The sequence below is a fragment of the Paenibacillus sp. sgz302164 genome, from assembly GCF_056120505.1.
Genome location: NZ_JBVYOL010000015.1, coordinates 98632 through 117688 on the forward strand (window position 1 = coordinate 98632; position 19057 = coordinate 117688).

Consider the following 19057-nt stretch of genomic DNA (forward strand, 5'->3'; position numbering starts at 1 on the left):
ACGCCTGTAACGCATGCTCCGAAAAAATCGGCTGCAGCCTCCCGAGGCGCATGTGGTGCACGATGTACGGACCGACCAGCTCCGGTGATAGCGCGCCAAGATGGTATGGTTCAGTTTCCGGACTGCATAGGTTGGCCTTTGGCCGGTCTCCTGGCTGACAGGCCATGCAGCGCAGCCGCCCGGCCGCTGCCGTCACCGGCGCGCCGCCGATGCGCGGATCGCAGCCGGAAGAACCAGGAGTGTTAGATGTAGCGCAGCCGCCCTGACCACCGCCGTCATCGGCACGCTGTCTTTGCGCGGATCCCCGCGCCGAAAGAACCCGAAGCGCGAACTGCAGCGCAGCCATCCAACCGTAACGCCTGGCTTGCCCGCCAGTCTAAAACATTATTATTCCAGTCTACAACTCCATTATCACGGTCTAATACTTTATTATTCAGTCTAAGACTTTTTTATTTGCTGACACCAACCACCGGAGCCGTTCCACCACCGCACTAGGCAGGTCGCTACCTGACGACCGCGCCCAGCAGAGGGTCGCGTAGAGGACGCCCGCCCATCCGTGGGCAGCACCCCAGAAACGTCATCGCGCCAGCAGACGCATCCCACAGGCTCCGTATCGTATCATCGCCCAGTTCTCGTAACGTTGAGCTGTCCACCAGGTCGCTGTCCGGCAGTGCATCCAGGAGCAGCGATGCAGACGGCAAGTGTCCCTGTCCGGCCCAGGGTGAGATCCGGGTTGCCGCATGGCATCCGCGATATCCTCCACCTCGGGCCAAGGCGGCACTCCCCGGCGAGCCAGGGGCAACGGATCCTCTTCGGCGATCTGCCGCAGCATCTCGTGCTTTTCCGGGGAGAAGTCCACATATTGCAAGCCGGTCAGAAGGTGATAAAGGAGCGCCCCCATGGCTTTCGGCTTGCGGTGGCCATTCAGTTTGGCCCGTGCATACTCCGGTTCAAAGTAGAAGCCCATTCCGCCCCTGGGGGGCTCGCCAAAGGTATGCCGCACTCCGTTGATCCGTGTCAGACCGTAGTCAATCACGTTGACTGATCCGTCCGGGCCGATCAGGATGTTGCGCGGGTGCATATCCGAGTGGATCACCTGCTGGGAATGGAGGTGGGCATAGGCTTCGACAATGGCGTAGCAAAGGCTCACCTGTCGCTTCCGACCGAGGGTCCCGGGCTGGCGGCGGAGTGCGGACGCCACAGTGGCAGCATCCTCTCCGTCGCACCACACCACGGCAAGGTAGGGTCGTTCTTCAAAGACTCCTTCCGCTAGCAGATTTGGGTTGATGCGGCCGTCCAGGTGCCTGAGGACTGCGGCCTCACGTGCAAACGTCTGCGCCACCCAATCTTGGGAGTCCGGCCGGACGATCTTCAGGTCCGCGATATCCCAGCCTACCCCTCGTATCTGGTACAACTCGGTATCTTCAAGCGCCTGGATGCAGCGCTCTACCTCGAAGCGGTCGATTCGGTCGCCGGAGCGGAAGCATGGCGCAATCTTCTCGGCTCCCGCTGAACCGGCCTTTACCAGCAGGTGTGAGTCCAGAAAACGTCGGATCATTGGAAACGCTTCCGTCAGCGTTTGCTCCGGGTCCTTCCATCCCGACTGACTATTGCTGAGGACAGCTTCCACGATCGTCTTCGGGCAGAGAAACTCCTTCAGGAGTTGCGCGGCCTGCGCATCCACAATCCTCGAGGTCGTTCGGGACCGGGGGCGGGTGAGAGCGTAGTCTCCATCCTCACTGTTGGCGGATTTCGGCCGGGAGTTCCTGCACGGGCATCAGTACGACGTCTTCTGGAAAAACCAAGGAATCTGTAATCACCAGCGGTCACTCCTTCCGGCTGGACCGGTGCGCTCAGCGGCTCCTGAAGCTCACGCAGCCTCTGCTAACCAGGGGCCAGCTTTACCGGCGTGTCGAACTCGTTGAGTTGCTTCCGTATTGATGCCCCTAGCCAGCTCCTTCCTACTGAGCTTAGAGTATAAAAAAACGCTAAACCGTTCATGCTTGAAGGTTTAGCGTATATTTTTTAAAATGTTGTCTGGACCCGCATCATGTAATCGATTGGTGTTCGGCAGGGCTTTTCTGGTTTAGTCAAACAGTGATATTTGTTCAAACGCTTGTACATTCTCCTCTTTGCGGCCCACCGGTACTTCAGTAACATTTTTTGTTAAGGTGACAACTGGTTTAGTCAAAGGTAACATCTTAATTGCACCACATGAAGTACATGTATATGTAGTCCCTCTTTTAATCGAAAGTGCTAGATGAATGCGCTCTTCAAGACTCAAGTTGTTCTTTTGAGCACATTTCCCACAAAAAAAATTTTTCACATCCGCCACCTCATTATAGTTTCCTCATTGATTTTCCAATTTAGGCCTGCTCGAACAGCGGAAAACTTGTTCATGTATTCAACCTGGTTTTCGCTAAGGAGCAGCCCAGATTAACTATAGCTGCTTAAACAGTCTCGGATTGGGCATTCAAGATCGTAATATTGCTCCTCTCTTAATTTACATCCCTATCAAGACCGAAATAACGATACCAGTAATGTGACCTATCGATGCCATCGTTAAACATGTTCACGCCCCCTTGCGGCATTTATACCATGTCATTATGAATGGAAAAAAAGATGAAATCAACGCCACAAAGTGGCTGCCCAGAGCTGGGTACATGGGCTATAAGGAACAGTCCGCGAAACCACACTATCAGCTTGCCCCTTTAGGGGGGCACAATTTAATGCTGATTGTGAGAACGAACTAAATGAAATTCTTAGTTTTCAGAGACCATCCTGCGGTATCAATTCGCGAAGTCTTTTTTCTCTTTTTTAGACTTGTGCACCTTGGTATCATTAAAGTAAACCTTAGTGTCATTAAAGTAAATATTTATATTGACATTTTGACGTCATTTTGTGATAAACTTATATAGAAGCTATTTAGGTTTCGTATGGTATGCATACGCCTCAAATATACGATAAACGATATCGTATTGTATATTATGAAATAATGATTAAATAAATAAACCAAGAACGTTACCAGCGCCCTTGGTTTATATACAACACTTGGAGAATACCCTCTGAGTCATGAGAAGCCTACTACCCGTTTCGACCCGGAGAGAGTAGGTTCTTCTATTTCATGATAAAAGTTAAGAGGGCTAATAGGAAGGTTCCGGACATAATTACGATTTTAAATACTTCTTCGAATTTCACCATTGGTCTCCACCCCCATTCTTAAACAAAGAATTGGTCGGGTATACCAAGTGTCGTATAGACAATAATATACAATACAATATGTTGTGCATCTAATAGATTTTGGACCAAATTCCGTTGTTTATATTATAATTTATCATGTTTTCGACGATTTTCTTACAAACGCTCTTTTTTTCAGCTAACAATAGCGGGCCGTCGGCACCTGGCTATCTGAAGCAATCTCGAAAACCGCTCTGCAGTTGCTCATATGGGTACGCGGCGTCAGTGGGTAACAACCTGGGGGGTCAGTTTTCCAGGTTCCCCCGAATTCGGCTAGCTTTTTGGTCGCAGATGCAGAGAGCTATCGTAGGTTCACCCACGATCATACATGTGTGTTTAGCCGAGATTATTTTCTGATGCGGACGGTGTAATTGTGCAAAGAAAATATAGTTTTAGACTGGAATTGCTAATTCTGCGAGGGGTTATGAAGATGAGGAATCGTCTCATTAAGAAAAATAAGTAGTAGACTAACCCGTGATTACGAAGCGGTAAAGACAAAAAAAGATAAAAAGTTTTAGACCTCGGCCGCCGCCGTCGCTGACGTGCCGAACGCAAAGCCGGGCCGCATCCCGGAAGCACCGGGAATGCGATTTGCAGCTGATCGAACCGGCCGCCGTTGCCGACACGCCGATCGCAGCGAGGCCATATCCGGAAGAAACGGCGTGAGCGCAGCTGCTCAATCCGACGGCCATTGCCGGCGCACCGATCACAGCGCAGCTTCATCCGGAAGCACCAGGATCGCGAGATGCTGCTCAAGCCAGCGGCCGGTGCCGGCGTGCCGATCGCTTCGAAGTTGCCTCCGGAAGAAACCCGGAGCGAAAGATATAACAATACGTGCCGGCCGAACGAAGATTGCGCCCGTGAGAACCAGGAGCTTGAGTTCCAGCGTAGTGGACCGGCCAACGCCATCACCGGCACGCTGCCCGAGCCGAGAGGAGATCGCATCCGGGAGAACTGGGAGCACGTGAGTTGCAGTGCAACCGCCAGGCCAGCGCCGTCCGAGCGAGGATCGCACCGTGAGAACCAGGAGCTTGAGCTTCAGCGTAGCGCCCGGCTGTCGCCGTCACCAACACGCATCCGGTAGAACCAGGAGCGAGATCTGTAAAGTAGCGGCCTGAATCACCCTTGCTTGTCAGTTTAGGACTAATTTCCGGCCAAACAAAAACTTAAGAAGTAACTGGATGAATTTCATCATCAACCCTCCTCCGTTTGATTGTAAGATATATCTCATATCTTAAGGAAACAGGTCTTTGTGGCTCAGTCCGAGCCTAACCACGTTGTACGTGACTCCGGCGGCACTTGCGGCCCAAAATGTCCGGTCATCAAGCAATATCGGACTGCTTGTATGTTTTACGTGCCAGATGTTTTCAAGGTGCGTACACGTCCTATTATTGCATATGTCGGATGCTTGGGGCGCCTTACATCCCCATAACTAAAGCAAGGGGTTTTACGTCGATAAAATATAAAAACTGTATTATAACCATTTGAATCAAGGGAAATGGAAACCCAATCGCTCATTTCCACCATAAAAGCTGAGTAGCCTTTTAAACTAGTCGCACGAATCCCATGATTTCCACTTTATCTCAATTACTCCTTCACTTACTGTAAATTCTTCATCAAAACAATGATATGCAATCGGGTGATGTCCCATATCTTTCTGAATTTGCCCAGCAATCACGCTGATATCTGAATTTGTCCAGTTTTCACTTTCCAAACGTATTGATGCTTTATAATGGTACTCACGCTTATGATTGCTGTGTATTTTGGATTTTTCGATTACTTCAAAACAAATCCGAGAACTGGCCGAACTTTCACGCCGCGCGCAGATATCAGCACGCGGCGTTTCGCTAGATGACGGAGACCGGTCGACAAAACTAGAACTATCTTTTGGACTTTTCTTTTTTTTGTTCTTAAATACCGAAATCAAATAATTAAACAGCATCAAATCACTCCTATATTTATTGCTCAATATGGGGTAAGCTGAGCCATAATTTTATTAAAGCCCCAATCTTCCGGGATGGAGAATTGAGCCATCTTAATTCTGAATCGGAAAGCTGAGTGTAATGGTTTCGACGATCGCTGTATCAACGGGAATTCTCCGGCCCTGCTCGATTTCCATCATAACGAGGTCCTTAGCGTTCTCGCGCGCCTCCTCGTGAGTATCGCCGCGAACACCAAGTCGCAATGCTGGGATATACGCGGTAACATTGCCTTCTGCTTTATCTTCTTCAAACAATACCTTCAGTGCGATTTCCTGAACTTGAATTTGCTGTTGAGTCATATAATGAGTCCTCCCTATGTAAATTAAAATGGTAGTAATGATTTGATGTTTTGGCTTCCCTGCATTTGGGCGCCTAGTTGAAGAAGAGAAGCATGTGAAAGCCCTCTACTTCCTCTCAAGGCGTCCAAATGATCAAGGTGGAACGGTTAAATAACTTCCTGCAATTGCTTAACCCAATTGCCATCCTTAAATCTTTCGACCCTTTTTATGTCACCTGAATAGGTATCACAAACATATAGCCTGTCTGTTTCGGGTGATTTCTTTCTATCAACCATGTCCTTCATATTGCCGATCCATTCCTTTTGAAACGCCTTAACAGCCTCCATGTCATGCAGCGGGATAAAGTGAGTGCCGCAATCGTAGACGTACCAGGCAAACGTGCTGCTGGTCTCCATTGCTTTTTTATCGTTCACATAGAAATCCGTCCGGAATTTCTCTTGCACGACGATCTGTTTCACAATGTATTCCATTCGCTCGATCAGCGTAGGATGAATCTTTTTTACACGGGTTTCTTTAAACACACTACTGGATGCCATCTCTATAACCTCCCATTGTTCAGGTATATTCACCATTATAGTACATAAAGCGAACATTTGTTTCTGTAATTTATGCGAAAAGGGGAATTTGATCCTCATCGATGAAATCGCCAAGTGAGTATGATTTCCCGTTTTTGCTTTTCATCGTATGCCCGAGGTCCCGCTCCATCTGCTTCAGGTACTCCCAGTCTTCCGGGAAGAGCTGCGAGGTCCTGGACATTTCTGCAGATGTGTTAAAGATGCAGAATTTGCAACTGCAGCGGCTGACCCATTCGTAACAGGGGTGCAATTCGATACCGTAATCGGCGGCCAGTTGCCGAACCTGGAACTTATACATATCCTTGATCGGCTTAAACCAATGAACGAGCCGACTCTTTTTCTTCGTCGCATGAGCCGAGTGATACATGAATACCGGCTTGTCGGCGCGTTCGGTGGATTCTTCCGATCGTTCCCCGGTCAGCAGCAAGATTTTACAGTTATCGAATTGACGGACCCATTTCCCATATACATCTCGCTTCGCAGACGAAGTGCAGTACCTGCAGCTGGAACTCGGGAACATGCCGCGATCCCGGATACGTTCCTCCAGAGACATATCCCCCCATATCACGATCAGTTCGAGGCCAAGGGTTTCAGCCATATACTGCAAATAACTATCTGTCTGGGGCCAATCGAATAGCTGACGCTTGGTCGGGTCGTTGGGATCGCCGTCAACGCGCATATGGACGAGCTTGATCTTCTCCTTCGGGATCTTATAGCCGTATAGCGCAATTAACGTAATTATGAGACTATCAGCACCGCCGGAAACATTGATGTGCACCTCGTCATACTCATGTAGCGGCAGCATTTCCGGAGGAAGCTGGGGAAGCACATACTGTTCTGCAGTTCGTATGGATTCTCTATCACGAACATCAACTGGCATGCACGTTCTCCTCCTTTCGATTGAAAAGCGAAAAGAGGTCCGTTTCCGTCATTCCTGGCCGGGTGTGCAAGATGTAGGCGCCGTCAGGCGTAAACAAAAGCCCTCCAAGGCCGTTACGGAAGTTAAAGAACATGTTCACCTTGTCATACCGCAATCGTTCACCCTTACGCTTTTCAGCGTCATCTAACCGCTTTCGGTATTCAGGTTGGCTTGCGTCCTCGACACAAAAATGAGTGATCTGGTGAGAACGAGCCGTCACCCATCCACGCGGGTTGCTTTTCCGATTCGGTTTGACTTCCGTATCCCATGCACCTTCAATGATGACGTAATGCCCTTGATAACAGCAGGATTTGACGTGAATACTCCAGCAGTTTTTTTGCAGGTAATAATGCACGATTGCTTTGTACCCATTTGTAACCGCCAATTCTATTTCCTCCTTGTTTTTGGGCATAAAAAAAGCCATGGAAGCACAAAAAGACACCTCAAAGGTGTCTTGATTTACTCCATGGCGAAATAAGCCCTAATATCTATCAGCCGAATAATGTTGCGGCGTTGCCCCTACTCTGTCGATTCATCAACGACAAAGAAAATAATACCAAAATCGTAGTACTTTATATTTACCATATTCCGCATAATTCGTCAATATCCTTGTATAGACGAAAAAAAAGAGAGCCTAAAGGCCCCTTCCGTGTCAAAACTAAATTAAATTATTGCCATTTCCACCCGAAAGCACTAAAGCCCTAAAGGGGCACGGAAAAACGTTTGAACCGGAGAACCCAATAATCCTTCTTCATCGGTCCATACCATCTCATAAACTCCGTCCGTATCTTCGTAACTGGCAAAAGCATCGAGGAGACGTTTTTCTCCTGTGAGGGTAACGGTATATCCATTGTACTGCTTTGTCCAAATTTCACCGGCTTGCGGGAAATTCTTATTGTTTTCCTCTTTGTAATCCTCGATAGCTTCACACAATGCGGTAAAGATCAATTCGTCCTTAGCTTTATTTGTCATATGATTCCGCCCCTATTAATTCGTAAAAAGGACTCGAAAGTCCTTTTTACGAATGATTTATTGCCTTCCTTTATTCCTTATTATCGAGCAGTCTCGAGTTCGGGCTCTGGAATATCCCGCGCAAGAAGAAACATCTTCCCGTCTTTCTCGGTGAGCTCTACATCGAGCTTTTGCCGATACCAGCGCAGCAAATCAACCCCGAGTGAATCGTTGGCGTACAGGATGAGTGCTTTGAACACTTCTGCACGTTTCATATCGGAAAGATCATCGAGCCCATAAGATTCCTTAATAAAAGGAATGGCAGACGGCGATATCTGTAGCTTAATCGTCCGAACAGAATCCTCTCCCGGATCCTGTTCATCGTCGTGCCCTCCTCCTACCGGCGTAATATATGAATTACCGTTAGTATCCGGAATATCCCGGGCCAGAAGAAACATCTTCCCGCTTCTCTCGAAGAGTGCCACATGCAGGTCATGCCGAGACCACTCAACCAAATCAACACCATGGGCTTCATTGGTGAAGTTCACAAGCGCGTTAAACACATCCGGATGCTGCGTATCGGAAAGATCATCAAATTCGTAGGTTTCCTTTACGCGGTCGAGGTCACCAGCAGATAATTGGAGTTCAATGATTCGTTCGGATTCTTCTTCAACGTAGTCATCCTCATCATCATTGCCTTCGTCCTCGGCATTTTCCAATGACCCCGAGGATATAGCTGCCGTATCCGGCACATCCTTTGCAACTAGATAGGTCAACCCTCCCCTGACGTCGATCTCAACATGAAGGGTATGCCGACTCCATCCAAGGAGGTCAACATTAAGGTAATCTAGCGAGTACTCAATCAGGGCTTGGGCCACAAATGGTTTGGATGTATCCGAGAGGTCATCCAGCTCATAATATTGCCGGATGAATTCAATGGCCTCGTCGGAAAGTAAGAATTCCCTCGTACCGGCGGAAACCGCCTCTACGCTTCCGGAATCAGGCAAGCTTTCTTCAACAGAAGCGGGTGCGGTATAAGACTCGTCGGTATAAACCGGACGGCAGCTACCGGCGCGCGCGTTGAAGTTGGCATAATGAATCATGATGCTGTTTGAAGAGAAAAGCTCGTTTACGACCGTCGAGATTTGAAAGGCGGCCATTTCGTTTGCAATCATACGCTGCGGCTGGCTTGGTTCCAAGCCGCAGTTATGCGAAGGAGGAATCGCATCTTGCGCATTGATCGGGTAAACCCCATCAAGAGGCGGCAAGATAACCTCGCCACCTTTTTTGACTCCCACAACGACTTGCCCCGAATAGCCGCTCTCGTTATGGTCCATTGCTTCCTCGGGTGTCCACTGGTTCATCGATTGATCACCGGGCGGGATGAACACCCCTTCGATGCCGGCGTCGATATAAATTAAATCGTCGCTTTTCTCAAAGAATTGGTTCATCACGTTCCGGGAGTAATCGTTATCGACTGCCCCAATAATCACCTTCTGGATGAATTGGCCGTCCTCATGCCGATAATCCGTAAGCGAAAATAATCGCTCGAGCTGCTCCACAGATTCCACATACGAATTAGAATAGGAGCCGATTCGCAGGCCGTATGTCGCTCCATAACGCTTCGCTAGTACATCAGCCTTCTTCAGACCGATATCGCTTGGTATGAAGGGTTGGCGCAGCAGGTTGCGCTCCTCAACCATATCCGGATCTGCAATCAGCAAAAAGGACTTAACGGTGCTGTTAAACGCACTCATCATCTTGGTAAGGCGCTGCACCGTATATCCGCCGTTGCCGCCGGCGCCAATCAGAACGATATAGTAAAAGAGCTTGGATATCTCATTCCCCCTAATACGGAGGGAAGAAGAATCCCCTTTATGAAAACTGAGCAGATTGATCATATGAATTGCCTCCAGTTTGATTTATCATTACGCGACTTCTCCACTTCGACGGATACGGTGTATACGGCACGAGATTCCAGGAATCATCGACGCCTTCGTAATTACCCTGAAGGATGACCGATGGCTCGAGCGGGATAAATTTGCCCGCTACGCCAGCACGAGTCCGGACGTCGAAACGAATGGTCCCGCTCCCTTTCTTGAGCCGGCCAATGACACCGTAAAGCATCGTCCCCAGTTCGTCATCGTTATCGATAGAGCTAAAATAGGCCCGCATGGTATTGTGGGAATGGATTTCCGCTACCTTTATGAAATGTGGCGGAAATTCCGTATAGCTCGGATCGACGGAGACTTTGGTGACACGCTGCACCGGTACGTCGAGGACGTAACGCTTATCGATGGTATCGTAATAGAAGACACCCATAACTTCTGCTTCGCGATCTGCATAATCCATGAAGAAGGAGATGAGCTGGACGAAAAGTTGATCCGGAATCTTGGGAAGGTTCAATTTGAAACCTTCCTGGCAATGTTCCAGTTCAGCAGTCGGAGGAAGAGACGAAGAGAACTCTTCAAAGATATCCCATTCCTTCAACTCGCCAACAGGGGACTTGACCATGAAAACGCCGATCGGATTCTCGCGGATTTCATAGAAACCGTCTTTGGCCGCGAAAACGTTAATCGGATGGAGTTCCCTGTTATCGAAAAGTTCTTTCGCAGATGAAAAGAAGGCTCGGGTTCCTTCAAAGAACCAAGCGCCCTTCTTCCCACCCGTGACGATTGGGATTATCAAGTTCTTCTTCTCGTCCCACTCCATTTTGGTACGCTGCTTGGAGAGCTCTGGATGGTCTTTCTCGAGACGCTTTCGAACGTCTTCGAGTTCGAGCAGAGCCAGTTTATCCTCTGTGAAATATTTGTTCAGAGGGCGGGTATGGCCAGCATAGGCGATGAACGTCGTATTATTGAATACCGGTTTAACCTCGCCTTTTTTTACCGTGGACTTGTCGTCTGATTTTACGATTTGTCCGCCGGCAAGCTCTCTGCGGTCATCTGCTGCTTCGTCTTCCGGTTCTTCTTTTTGGAGTGCTTCACACTCTTCTTTGGTCAATTCGTCCGTATCTTTCCTATGGCCATTAGACTTGCAAGTGCCTGTGCAAGAGTCTATAGGTTTTTCCGCCTTCTGCCCCTTTTGACGTCCCGCCGTAAGTGGAAGGACGTTTCTCTTGCCACTATCGTCCACCGGTTCCTGTCCTGCACCTGCAGCTTGGCCCCCGTCTTTCAAAGGAGAGCCAGTAGCGTTGTCCCTATACTCCGGATTCGGAGTTTGGGCAGCGCCCGGAGCGGGTTCAGAATCAGATGAAGAAGCAAATCCGCCACCGAAATAGGAAAAAAGATCGTTACCACCGAAAAGGTCTTGATTTGACATATTTATTGCCTCCAATTTTTTCGTTATTGTTTCGAACCGGGATTAGTTAGTTGGTGTCAATTTGTTGATCCATTCGGAGAGCTTGTATCCTGTTTTTTTCAGGTACTCATCCGGAAACTCCTTGCCTCGCAGGGTTTCAATCAGCTCACGATACGGCTTATTGCTGATATTCGCTGAGGTGTAATAGCAGTCCGAATTCGGCGAATTGAAAAACAGCTCCGGTAACGTGGACAACTGAGAAACCCGATCCAGCACAGGGAGTTTCTGATGATTCCAACAAACTGTAAAATCGTTCTCCACATTGGTATAGGGGTAGAAAAAAACCTCCGAATCCTCATTCGGAAGTTCATATGCCCCAAGCGCTCCTACAAATACCTTGGAGATGTCGAGTTTGCCTTCCCTATCGATCAGTTCAAATCCGAATATGAGACGGGGAAACGGAACATCGTCGATCTTAGCTTCGTGATAGTACACAGTCCTGCGATGGGGGGGGACTTCAAGAAAGCAGAATTTCCTCCATCCAGTAGTTGATTCCGTGTATTGGATCGCGCCTCGAGGAAGAATGGGAGTCAAGAACCCACTGACGTCTGCTGACCGCATGATTGCGTGAGCAAGCGCCTCATGAGTATATTGGCCCTCTCCCACCTTGATTCCCTTTTGGTATTCTTCCACTATCGGCAAACCGTGTTCGCGAAGTCGAATCACCAGTTCACTATCCTTTTTTTCTTCCGGCGTTACTGCAGTCTGACTCATGCCGCCTCATCCTTTCTGGAATTATTTATTGCCGCCTGATCGAGAACTTGCTGAAGCATAGCCACCATCGCGTCGTAGGAAAGCGTATCGTTTACCTCGAGGGCAAGATCGAACCCGCAGTGCGTCATCAAGCGCGAGAAAACCACATTCGGGTTATCCCACGTCGAAACGTCTGGGACCGTCCCGAAACGTTCGTGAACCATTTTGATCATGGCCACATTTCGTAAGTGCTGGATCAAATTACGCTTCCGCTCATGAATTGCTTCGATCACTTCGCTTCTTATTTCCACCAATTGCTTTAAGAACGGCGAGTAAGTGCCGTAGGAGCCAGAAAGTGTCACGTGTAGACAATTTCCGGCTAACACACCCTCCATCTTCATCTCGAAACGATCGCAACTGTAACGCAGCTTTTGATTGAACTTCCGGATGTAGCGGCGTCTTTCTTCGGAAGTCACCAATGCGAACAGCTCCTTTAATTGCGGGAGCGGGATCCGCATGGAGACGACTTCTTGGCCATAATCGTTCTCTCCGTCAAACGTCGTTTGGCACTCACCAAAGATGCGTTCCAGGCAATCGTAGAAGTAGGGTGTTTGCGAAGTCCACTCATAGCAATAAAAATTGATGGGATTCGTCACAAGATCACACCCAGCATCATACGCAATTTTCACCATGACAAACGCGTCGTATTGTACCTGCATCTGATCTACCTGCTCAGAGCAAAAATACGTCTGTTCCAATTGCCTCCACACCTCTCCTTAGAAAAATTGAACTTCCTCAGCATTCTGCTTGATTGGCTTTGTCCGCTTAATTTTGCTAATGGCCTCTAGGTTATGAATAAACTGATGAATGGCGTTCTCCTGGTTAGGAAAACGATCCTCTTCCGTCAGTTCATCCTCACTCATAAAACTTGTCGCGGACAAATCTTCGTCGCTAGCGTAAACCATCGCTTCCCCTAGCGCTTGTTCAGCTTCAGCTAGAGTGAAAGAGCCCCAGTCTACCTGGTCGCTTCTGCACTCGAAGTGGGCGGCCTCAATAGCCCTAAAAAGTCCGGGGGTGTAATACGATGAATTTCTCGCTGGCTGCAGATTGCTCTTGAGTCTTTCCAAGTCGATGCCCATGCCCATACCTATTTCCTCCTTGTTTGTAGGCAAAAAAATAGCCGTGGAAGCACAAAAAAGCATGCCCAAATAGGCATACTTGTTGTTCTCCACGGCTGATTTAAGCCTTAATGTTTATCGACGGCACTGACGGCCGTACTCCCCACTCTCCCCAGAAAAAGTGACTGAGGAGAAAATGCAAAGAATCGTAATGCGTTAATTATATCATAAGGCAATATATTCTGTGAAGATCGTTAGAAAAGAGGAAAGCCGTATCGCACAGGTACGGCAGTTACAAATCCCCATTCATGTACTTCCGTATTCACTCAGGTACTACTTGACATAATCCCCGCCAATGCAGACGATTTTTAGCCCATGATGAACGCATCCAAAATCGTCTACGCTTGCCGACGATAATTCCTCTTTTTCTCATCATCACGAAACCCTCCGTATTCAATACATTTCAACAAATGTCCTGAACTCTTCAAAAAAATGATAACTTTTCATCTTGTTCTTATTCTCATGGGGGCATTCGAAATAATAGAAGTGTACATAACCATCAATATCCTCATAGATTGCGAAAACTGGCTCCTCGCCACTAGCAATGCTATGAGGCAAAATTAGCGCTATGAATTTCCAGAAAATCTTTGGAAATCGGACAAGGGAATTGGTAGAGATACTTCGCTCCGCGCTCACCCTCTGTTGCAGCATAAACAGAATCCAACATGGACATACTAATTGCTGGACAAGGGAATTGGTGCAGATGCGAGCGATGCGTGGCTCCGTACTGTTGCCGATTCTTTTTCTATTTCAAGGCGAAGTTTAGCTTGCCCGCCAAGATGTATACCATGGCGATGATGTTTTTATCGGAACGATAGCCTCGGGCCTTCCGCTTGGCCGCCTAGAATAGACTGTTCACGCCTTCAAGAAGACCATTCGTCAGTTTGGACGAAAACCATCGAACAACACCATCGTAGTGGTTTTGCAACATTTTTGCTACTTCGACCATGGGTTCTAACCGGCATCGAAGTCCCCAATGAATCCAGTCTTTCAGTACCATAGGCGCAATCTCAGCCGGATAGCGGTAAATCTCTTGCAGAATTAAGCGCATTCGGTATGCCTTCGCTGTATCTAAATCGCAGTCCTTGAGTTTGTCCATCGTTTCTTGTTGTGCGGCCGTCAAGTTTTCTGGGTTCTTCAGCCAAATATAGCGCGTATCCTTTAGTTCGGAACAGCTTTTTCTTTCCGTTCGGCGTACTTCATCAACAGCTTCGTTCGCTGCCTGAATGACATGGAATTTATCGAAGGTAATGGACGCTTACGGAGCGCGCCGCGGTCGCCGCGTGGATCCGCGGTAGCTCACTTCTGGAATAGCGTTCACAATATGTGATATCAATCAATTACTCCAAACTAATGAAGGATGACAGCGTACCCTAGCAATGCAAATGGGAATACTACTGAAACAACAAATAGAATTTATTTTCGAGTACCCAAATTTTCTAAGATCGAAATCGCTTCTTTCAAGCTTGAATAAGGATGAATTTCGATTTGATCAGCGTGTAATTCGGACTTGGCATTCATGGCTTCTTTCTCCTGCACCTTGGGTACAAGCATATGGCTAATATATCCCGTTCCCTTAACGGTATCGACTTTGTTATATAAACCGCCAATAGCACGTGCATTACCTTTTTCATCAATTGCACCGGTACCCGCAAAAGGAACGCCCTCTGCATAATTAATGCGATTCAATAGAGAGGCGGTTTGAATCGCCATCATCATACCTGCTGAATCGCCCCCGTCCCATACCTTCGGATCAACTTTGGGTGCATCTTCAGGCAGCTTGTAGTCTCGTATAGTGCCGATTTCAAATCCAGTCCCATAAATCCCCGGATATTTAGGATCTAGTTGAATATCAACTGTTTTCCGTTCACTATTCCGCTGTATCTCAAGTTGTAACGAGTTCTTGTTATAAGCACGAATATATGAATCCAACTCTTTCTTCCCATTCATTGAATGACCATCATAAGAAAGCAAAATATCACCTTCTTGCAACTCCTGATAGGCTGACGGGAACTGTTTATGTGTGGTTAATACCTTGTATGAGGTTTGATAACTTAATGGCTTACCTACAAAATCATACGCAGCGATATACATGTTATCGATTGATTCCTGTTTTGAATATACAGATACCTTGGAGTATTCCTCTTGCGTTGAATACTGTAATGAAGTATTCTCTCGATTAAAATAGTAGGGATTTTTTAGAAATTTTAGAATGTGGATTAAAGTTTTATCACCGATAGAATTCACATACATGGAGCCCACTGATATCATATGAACCGATGTTTTAGAGTCAGCAGCCGGAATATAATCATGGGCAGAAGCAACGTTGCCATTCCAGGTAACATATTCATTGATCTTGAATAAATCCAGTACTAAATAAGAAAACCATATAGTACCTGAAAGTATAGTTAAGACACAGAACGAAAAGAAACTATGACTTTTTTTCTTTTTTTTCTTCATAGCATTTATCATGTAGATTCCAAAAAAAATGAAGTAGCAGGGTGCAAACCATAAAATGAGATACTTCAACATACTTCCCCCATTATTTCTCTTTAAATATAGTTCCCAAACATCCAACGCGATTATAAATATCAAAACGCCATTCACAATCTATTTGAAGACCGGCTACTGTGAACGGTGAACTGCGTGTACTCGCCATTACTCGCAACATGCATCCAGACCCCGCTGCCGCCTCCGCGAAAGCCGCTCTCATCCGCGTGGATGACCGAGCTTTGAAGCAGATGCTGGTGGATCTGTTCTTCCACAGGTGCCAAGTCGGCATACATCTGCTGCAGTTGCGACAGCAGTGTGGCTTCACTGGGGCCATGACCGGTTAAGTCTTCGAAGAGCTGGGCGATCCGTGCCAAGGGCAACAACTGGTAGACGCTTAGATAGCTGGTCCAGGCCGGTAGCGTTTCACCGTACTGAACGGGAGCTTTGACACGTTCGGGAAAAGCAGCGGTACTTGTGCTCCTGCAGGACGGGCAGCATTTCGTTTCGGCCCGATGTTCGGTGACAATCCACTTCATTGGAAGCAGGTCGAAGACTTGTCGTGCTTCAAACCCATGAGCCGGGACATCTGCCAAAGACGCCTGACAGGAGGTGCACGTTAGATGCGGATAAACCCGAATCTCATCGGGTTGTGCCACGGGATGTAGCGTCTGCCCGCGATGGCCTTTAGGCGCTCCCTTTTTGCCACCGGATTGGCGGAGGTTGTTGACTTTCCGAAACCTTGACCGAATGGAGTAAAAAGACTCTGTAAGAACTTCCAGCCCTTATCTCCTTCACCGTAGTACACATACATATCTATCGGGCTGCCCACTTTAAAGTCTTGTATTCTCATTTTCAACAGTCTCCCAATACACTCTTGTTATTCAATTTGTCTGTAGCAGTTCAGAAGATTACAAAAATACCGCAGGCTGTCTATTGAACAGGGCGGCATTTTACTATTATTTCCCGACATTTCTTAGTCTATCGACTACTATCCCAAAATCATACTCAAGCTGCGTAAACCTATCAAATTCTCTTTCTTTGATCGCCTTTTCCATGAGATAAACAAGAGCTGAAAGTTCTGTAATTAAGGTATGACGTTCACTGATGACTGGCATAACTTGCTTTTGACGTTCCCTGAATCTTGCCTCTTCTCTTTGTTGATCGGCAATTTTATTGACAACTGAATCTTCGACAATTTTACCTTTGCTATCTCGCCATTTTGTTGTTTTTCCCACTTTTCGATAATGACCATAGTTTAAAAAATACTTGGTTTCCGAATTTGCAAACTTGATAGTGGCGGAGTTGTCTACTCCAATTTTTATAAGCACCTTCTGGCAATGAAGCTCGGCATTGTCCAGTTCTTCAGCGGACAATTGGATTTCAAAGTGCTGCTGATCATCATTTAAGCCATAAGTTCGCACTGGTGTCTTGATGCCTTTATAGGTTACTTTGGTCTCCACGCTCACCTTGCACCTCCACTCATGAAAATATTACCATGACTTGATTTTTGCCGCACTATTCAATTTTCAAGGATCATGTATTTCAGTATCAACCCACGTTCTTTACCTTTGGTCGCTTAAGATAATCCAACTCAATAGTGATTTTCTCCTTATAGCGGAAACTTTAACTGATTCCAACCTGTTTCCTCATATCCGCATTCACTGTCACAAACAAATTTAATGTCGTCACTATCCTGAACCATATGCATATCATCAAAACATTTTTGGCAAATATCGATATCCCTCCAGCATTTTCTGATTAACCATATCTTTATTCAGTCTATCATCGGCGGCTTTGATTGCATCAAGTACGAGACGGCCGTTTGCAATAATTTCTGACGCAACTCTCGTGACTGCTTTAGCCCTATTGATTTCCTCAACTAACTGTTCTCCTACCAGCTCCTCATCAGACAATCGCTCCAGTTGAGCAAATAGATGATTATTCAAATCCCCAAGTGTGTTTCGACCTTCAAAACCTCCCTATGTCATAATCTCATCTATTGATTCGGTCTTAATTCCTAGAATCACGCCATTTAAATACAAGACCATATTTAATCCGCCTAATCCCTTATCAAAATACGATTCAGTTCTGAAATCAAAAAAACAAAGATCGCACTTCCCATCAAAGATAGTGAGAGTTTATGATTCTCAGAAAAATGATGATGATTCGGATAATTGTTCTAGTTCCCGAACATCACGAATGCATCTGATAAGTCGAATTCTTCCTTTTCGAAAGTCTTTTAGATGGCTGTCCAGCTTTTCGAGCAATAACCTTTCCATTTGAATATCTTGTGCAATTATTTTGTTTATGTCTACCTGTTCCCGTTCAACCCAGAACCCATACTTTGCAACAAAGACATTATCCTGAAGAAGAGAGGGAATATCATTATGTTGTAACAAATTGGACCAATTCGTATACTGAGCATATTTCGCTTTATATTCCTCAAGGTTTTTATTGACTTCTTCTAATTTCTGTTGTGTCTCAAGCGGGTTACTGCTAGTGACCTGAATATCTCTAAGAAAGTTAATATAGGACTCAGATTGTCCGATTAGATTTGAATAAGTCTCAATCCATTCATGGATGGAATCTCGGTATGAAAACTTAAGAGGCTCCATTCTCCATCCGTACATTTTTTTAAAGAGTGGTGCTGTGTTCAGATTATCGGGATTTGTTTGTAGTATCTCGGAAAAACGTAGACTACGATTTAATATTCGTTCAACTATCCTCTGGGCAGATTCGGCATAGCGGATTAGCAGGGGTCTGTATTTATGAGGAACAGGGATTTGGAGATCATCCATGATGGAAAGGGCTTTATCACTCAAGATAGAAAAAGACTCGTAAACGGCTTCCATATGATCGTCGATTTGATCGATATTTCGAGAGAATAATAATTTGAAGTTGATTTTCGGGAGTTTGATACTTTTTCCTTCAACGAGAAACTTCATTTCCATCAGCATCCTTTATCGAGTATTTTTTTGAGGTTTATAAGATTTCAGTACGCTATTTTATCACAAGACGTTTTTGTTGATCTGAAATAGAATCACGTTTCTCTTTCATCTGGGCAATTCCTGACGTTGGTTTGGGAAGGTCTAGCAGCATAGGAGCTAAAGTGTTACGTAAAATCAAGGCTTGCAGCTCCCTGGTGGATCGGGTTCCAGTCTTGCCTTGAATGTTTGCAATGTGATTCTTTATAGTCTTCTCCTTAATTTTCATTTTTTCGGCAAGCTTCTTATTGCTGGGACCTTGGAAAGCGAGCTCCTTGAGTACTTCAATTTCGCGGCAGGTCAAGCGGAATCGATTCTGGAAATGAGTAAAGAATTGTTCGTGGACTGCGCTAGGAGTAAGAGTTTGTTCGAACAAGTGAATCGCT

General features: G+C 46.6%; 20 protein-coding genes and 1 pseudogene. All 21 read right to left on the reverse strand.

Translation table 11 applies throughout. From position 1 onward, the window contains the following. Positions 1 to 577: 577 nt before the first annotated feature. On the reverse strand, positions 578 to 1684 hold the full coding sequence (locus tag AC0LWT_RS23710) for a protein kinase domain-containing protein (RefSeq protein ID WP_474683760.1): 1107 nt from the start codon (positions 1682 to 1684) through the stop codon (positions 578 to 580). A 402-nt stretch (positions 1685 to 2086) separates the two neighbouring features. Then, the gene (locus tag AC0LWT_RS23715; protein WP_474683761.1) at positions 2087 to 2335 is read right to left on the reverse strand and encodes a hypothetical protein; all 249 of its coding nucleotides are present in this window, start codon (positions 2333 to 2335) and stop codon (positions 2087 to 2089) included. 2451 nt (positions 2336 to 4786) lie between these two features. Further along, entirely contained in the window at positions 4787 to 5179 is a 393-nt protein-coding gene (locus AC0LWT_RS23720) for a hypothetical protein (protein ID WP_474683762.1), read from the reverse strand. Between the two features lie 93 nt (positions 5180 to 5272). Continuing rightward, positions 5273 to 5518, reverse strand: a complete 246-nt coding sequence (locus AC0LWT_RS23725; protein WP_474683763.1) for a type II toxin-antitoxin system HicB family antitoxin — start codon at positions 5516 to 5518, stop codon at positions 5273 to 5275. 146 nt (positions 5519 to 5664) lie between these two features. Next, on the reverse strand, positions 5665 to 6054 hold the full coding sequence (locus AC0LWT_RS23730) for a hypothetical protein (RefSeq protein WP_474683764.1): 390 nt from the start codon (positions 6052 to 6054) through the stop codon (positions 5665 to 5667). Between the two features lie 70 nt (positions 6055 to 6124). Beyond that, positions 6125 to 6973 carry a phosphoadenosine phosphosulfate reductase domain-containing protein gene (locus AC0LWT_RS23735; RefSeq protein ID WP_474683765.1) on the reverse strand — a complete coding sequence of 283 codons (849 nt, stop codon included), beginning with the start codon at positions 6971 to 6973 and terminating at the stop codon, positions 6125 to 6127. Beyond that, positions 6963 to 7397, reverse strand: a complete 435-nt coding sequence (locus AC0LWT_RS23740) for a hypothetical protein (protein ID WP_474683766.1) — start codon at positions 7395 to 7397, stop codon at positions 6963 to 6965. The genes AC0LWT_RS23735 and AC0LWT_RS23740 overlap by 11 nt, the downstream gene beginning before the upstream one ends. Before the next feature lie 308 nt (positions 7398 to 7705). Continuing rightward, entirely contained in the window at positions 7706 to 7984 is a 279-nt protein-coding gene (locus AC0LWT_RS23745) for a hypothetical protein (protein ID WP_474683767.1), read from the reverse strand. Positions 7985 to 8064: 80 nt separating this feature from the next. Beyond that, positions 8065 to 9864 carry a ThiF family adenylyltransferase gene (locus AC0LWT_RS23750; protein WP_474683768.1) on the reverse strand — a complete coding sequence of 600 codons (1800 nt, stop codon included), beginning with the start codon at positions 9862 to 9864 and terminating at the stop codon, positions 8065 to 8067. Continuing rightward, positions 9839 to 11284, reverse strand: a complete 1446-nt coding sequence (locus AC0LWT_RS23755) for a hypothetical protein (protein ID WP_474683769.1) — start codon at positions 11282 to 11284, stop codon at positions 9839 to 9841. The genes AC0LWT_RS23750 and AC0LWT_RS23755 overlap by 26 nt, the downstream gene beginning before the upstream one ends. Before the next feature lie 42 nt (positions 11285 to 11326). Then, on the reverse strand, positions 11327 to 12037 hold the full coding sequence (locus AC0LWT_RS23760) for a hypothetical protein (protein WP_474683770.1): 711 nt from the start codon (positions 12035 to 12037) through the stop codon (positions 11327 to 11329). Then, positions 12034 to 12774: a hypothetical protein gene (locus AC0LWT_RS23765; RefSeq protein ID WP_474683771.1), complete on the reverse strand. Its 741-nt coding sequence runs from the start codon at positions 12772 to 12774 to the stop codon at positions 12034 to 12036. The genes AC0LWT_RS23760 and AC0LWT_RS23765 overlap by 4 nt, the downstream gene beginning before the upstream one ends. Before the next feature lie 18 nt (positions 12775 to 12792). Further along, a complete protein-coding gene (locus tag AC0LWT_RS23770) occupies positions 12793 to 13161 on the reverse strand; it encodes a hypothetical protein (RefSeq protein ID WP_474683772.1) in 369 nt (122 codons plus the stop codon). A 778-nt stretch (positions 13162 to 13939) separates the two neighbouring features. Then, positions 13940 to 14452: pseudogene (locus tag AC0LWT_RS23775) on the reverse strand (transposase); the annotation flags it as partial. 158 nt (positions 14453 to 14610) lie between these two features. Beyond that, positions 14611 to 15654: a PDZ domain-containing protein gene (locus AC0LWT_RS23780; protein WP_474683773.1), complete on the reverse strand. Its 1044-nt coding sequence runs from the start codon at positions 15652 to 15654 to the stop codon at positions 14611 to 14613. A 143-nt stretch (positions 15655 to 15797) separates the two neighbouring features. After that, a complete protein-coding gene (locus AC0LWT_RS23785) occupies positions 15798 to 16343 on the reverse strand; it encodes an IS66 family transposase (protein ID WP_474683774.1) in 546 nt (181 codons plus the stop codon). Next, positions 16304 to 16537, reverse strand: coding sequence for a hypothetical protein (locus tag AC0LWT_RS23790; protein ID WP_474683775.1), 234 nt, complete (start codon positions 16535 to 16537; stop codon positions 16304 to 16306). The genes AC0LWT_RS23785 and AC0LWT_RS23790 overlap by 40 nt, the downstream gene beginning before the upstream one ends. 106 nt (positions 16538 to 16643) lie before the next feature. Continuing rightward, positions 16644 to 17153, reverse strand: coding sequence for a hypothetical protein (locus AC0LWT_RS23795; RefSeq protein WP_474683776.1), 510 nt, complete (start codon positions 17151 to 17153; stop codon positions 16644 to 16646). A 246-nt stretch (positions 17154 to 17399) separates the two neighbouring features. Continuing rightward, positions 17400 to 17633: a hypothetical protein gene (locus AC0LWT_RS23800; protein ID WP_474683777.1), complete on the reverse strand. Its 234-nt coding sequence runs from the start codon at positions 17631 to 17633 to the stop codon at positions 17400 to 17402. A gap of 201 nt (positions 17634 to 17834) precedes the next feature. Further along, on the reverse strand, positions 17835 to 18632 hold the full coding sequence (locus AC0LWT_RS23805) for a hypothetical protein (RefSeq protein WP_474683778.1): 798 nt from the start codon (positions 18630 to 18632) through the stop codon (positions 17835 to 17837). 55 nt (positions 18633 to 18687) lie between these two features. Then, positions 18688 to 19047 carry a LuxR C-terminal-related transcriptional regulator gene (locus tag AC0LWT_RS23810; protein WP_474683779.1) on the reverse strand — a complete coding sequence of 120 codons (360 nt, stop codon included), beginning with the start codon at positions 19045 to 19047 and terminating at the stop codon, positions 18688 to 18690. Positions 19048 to 19057: the final 10 nt, after the last annotated feature.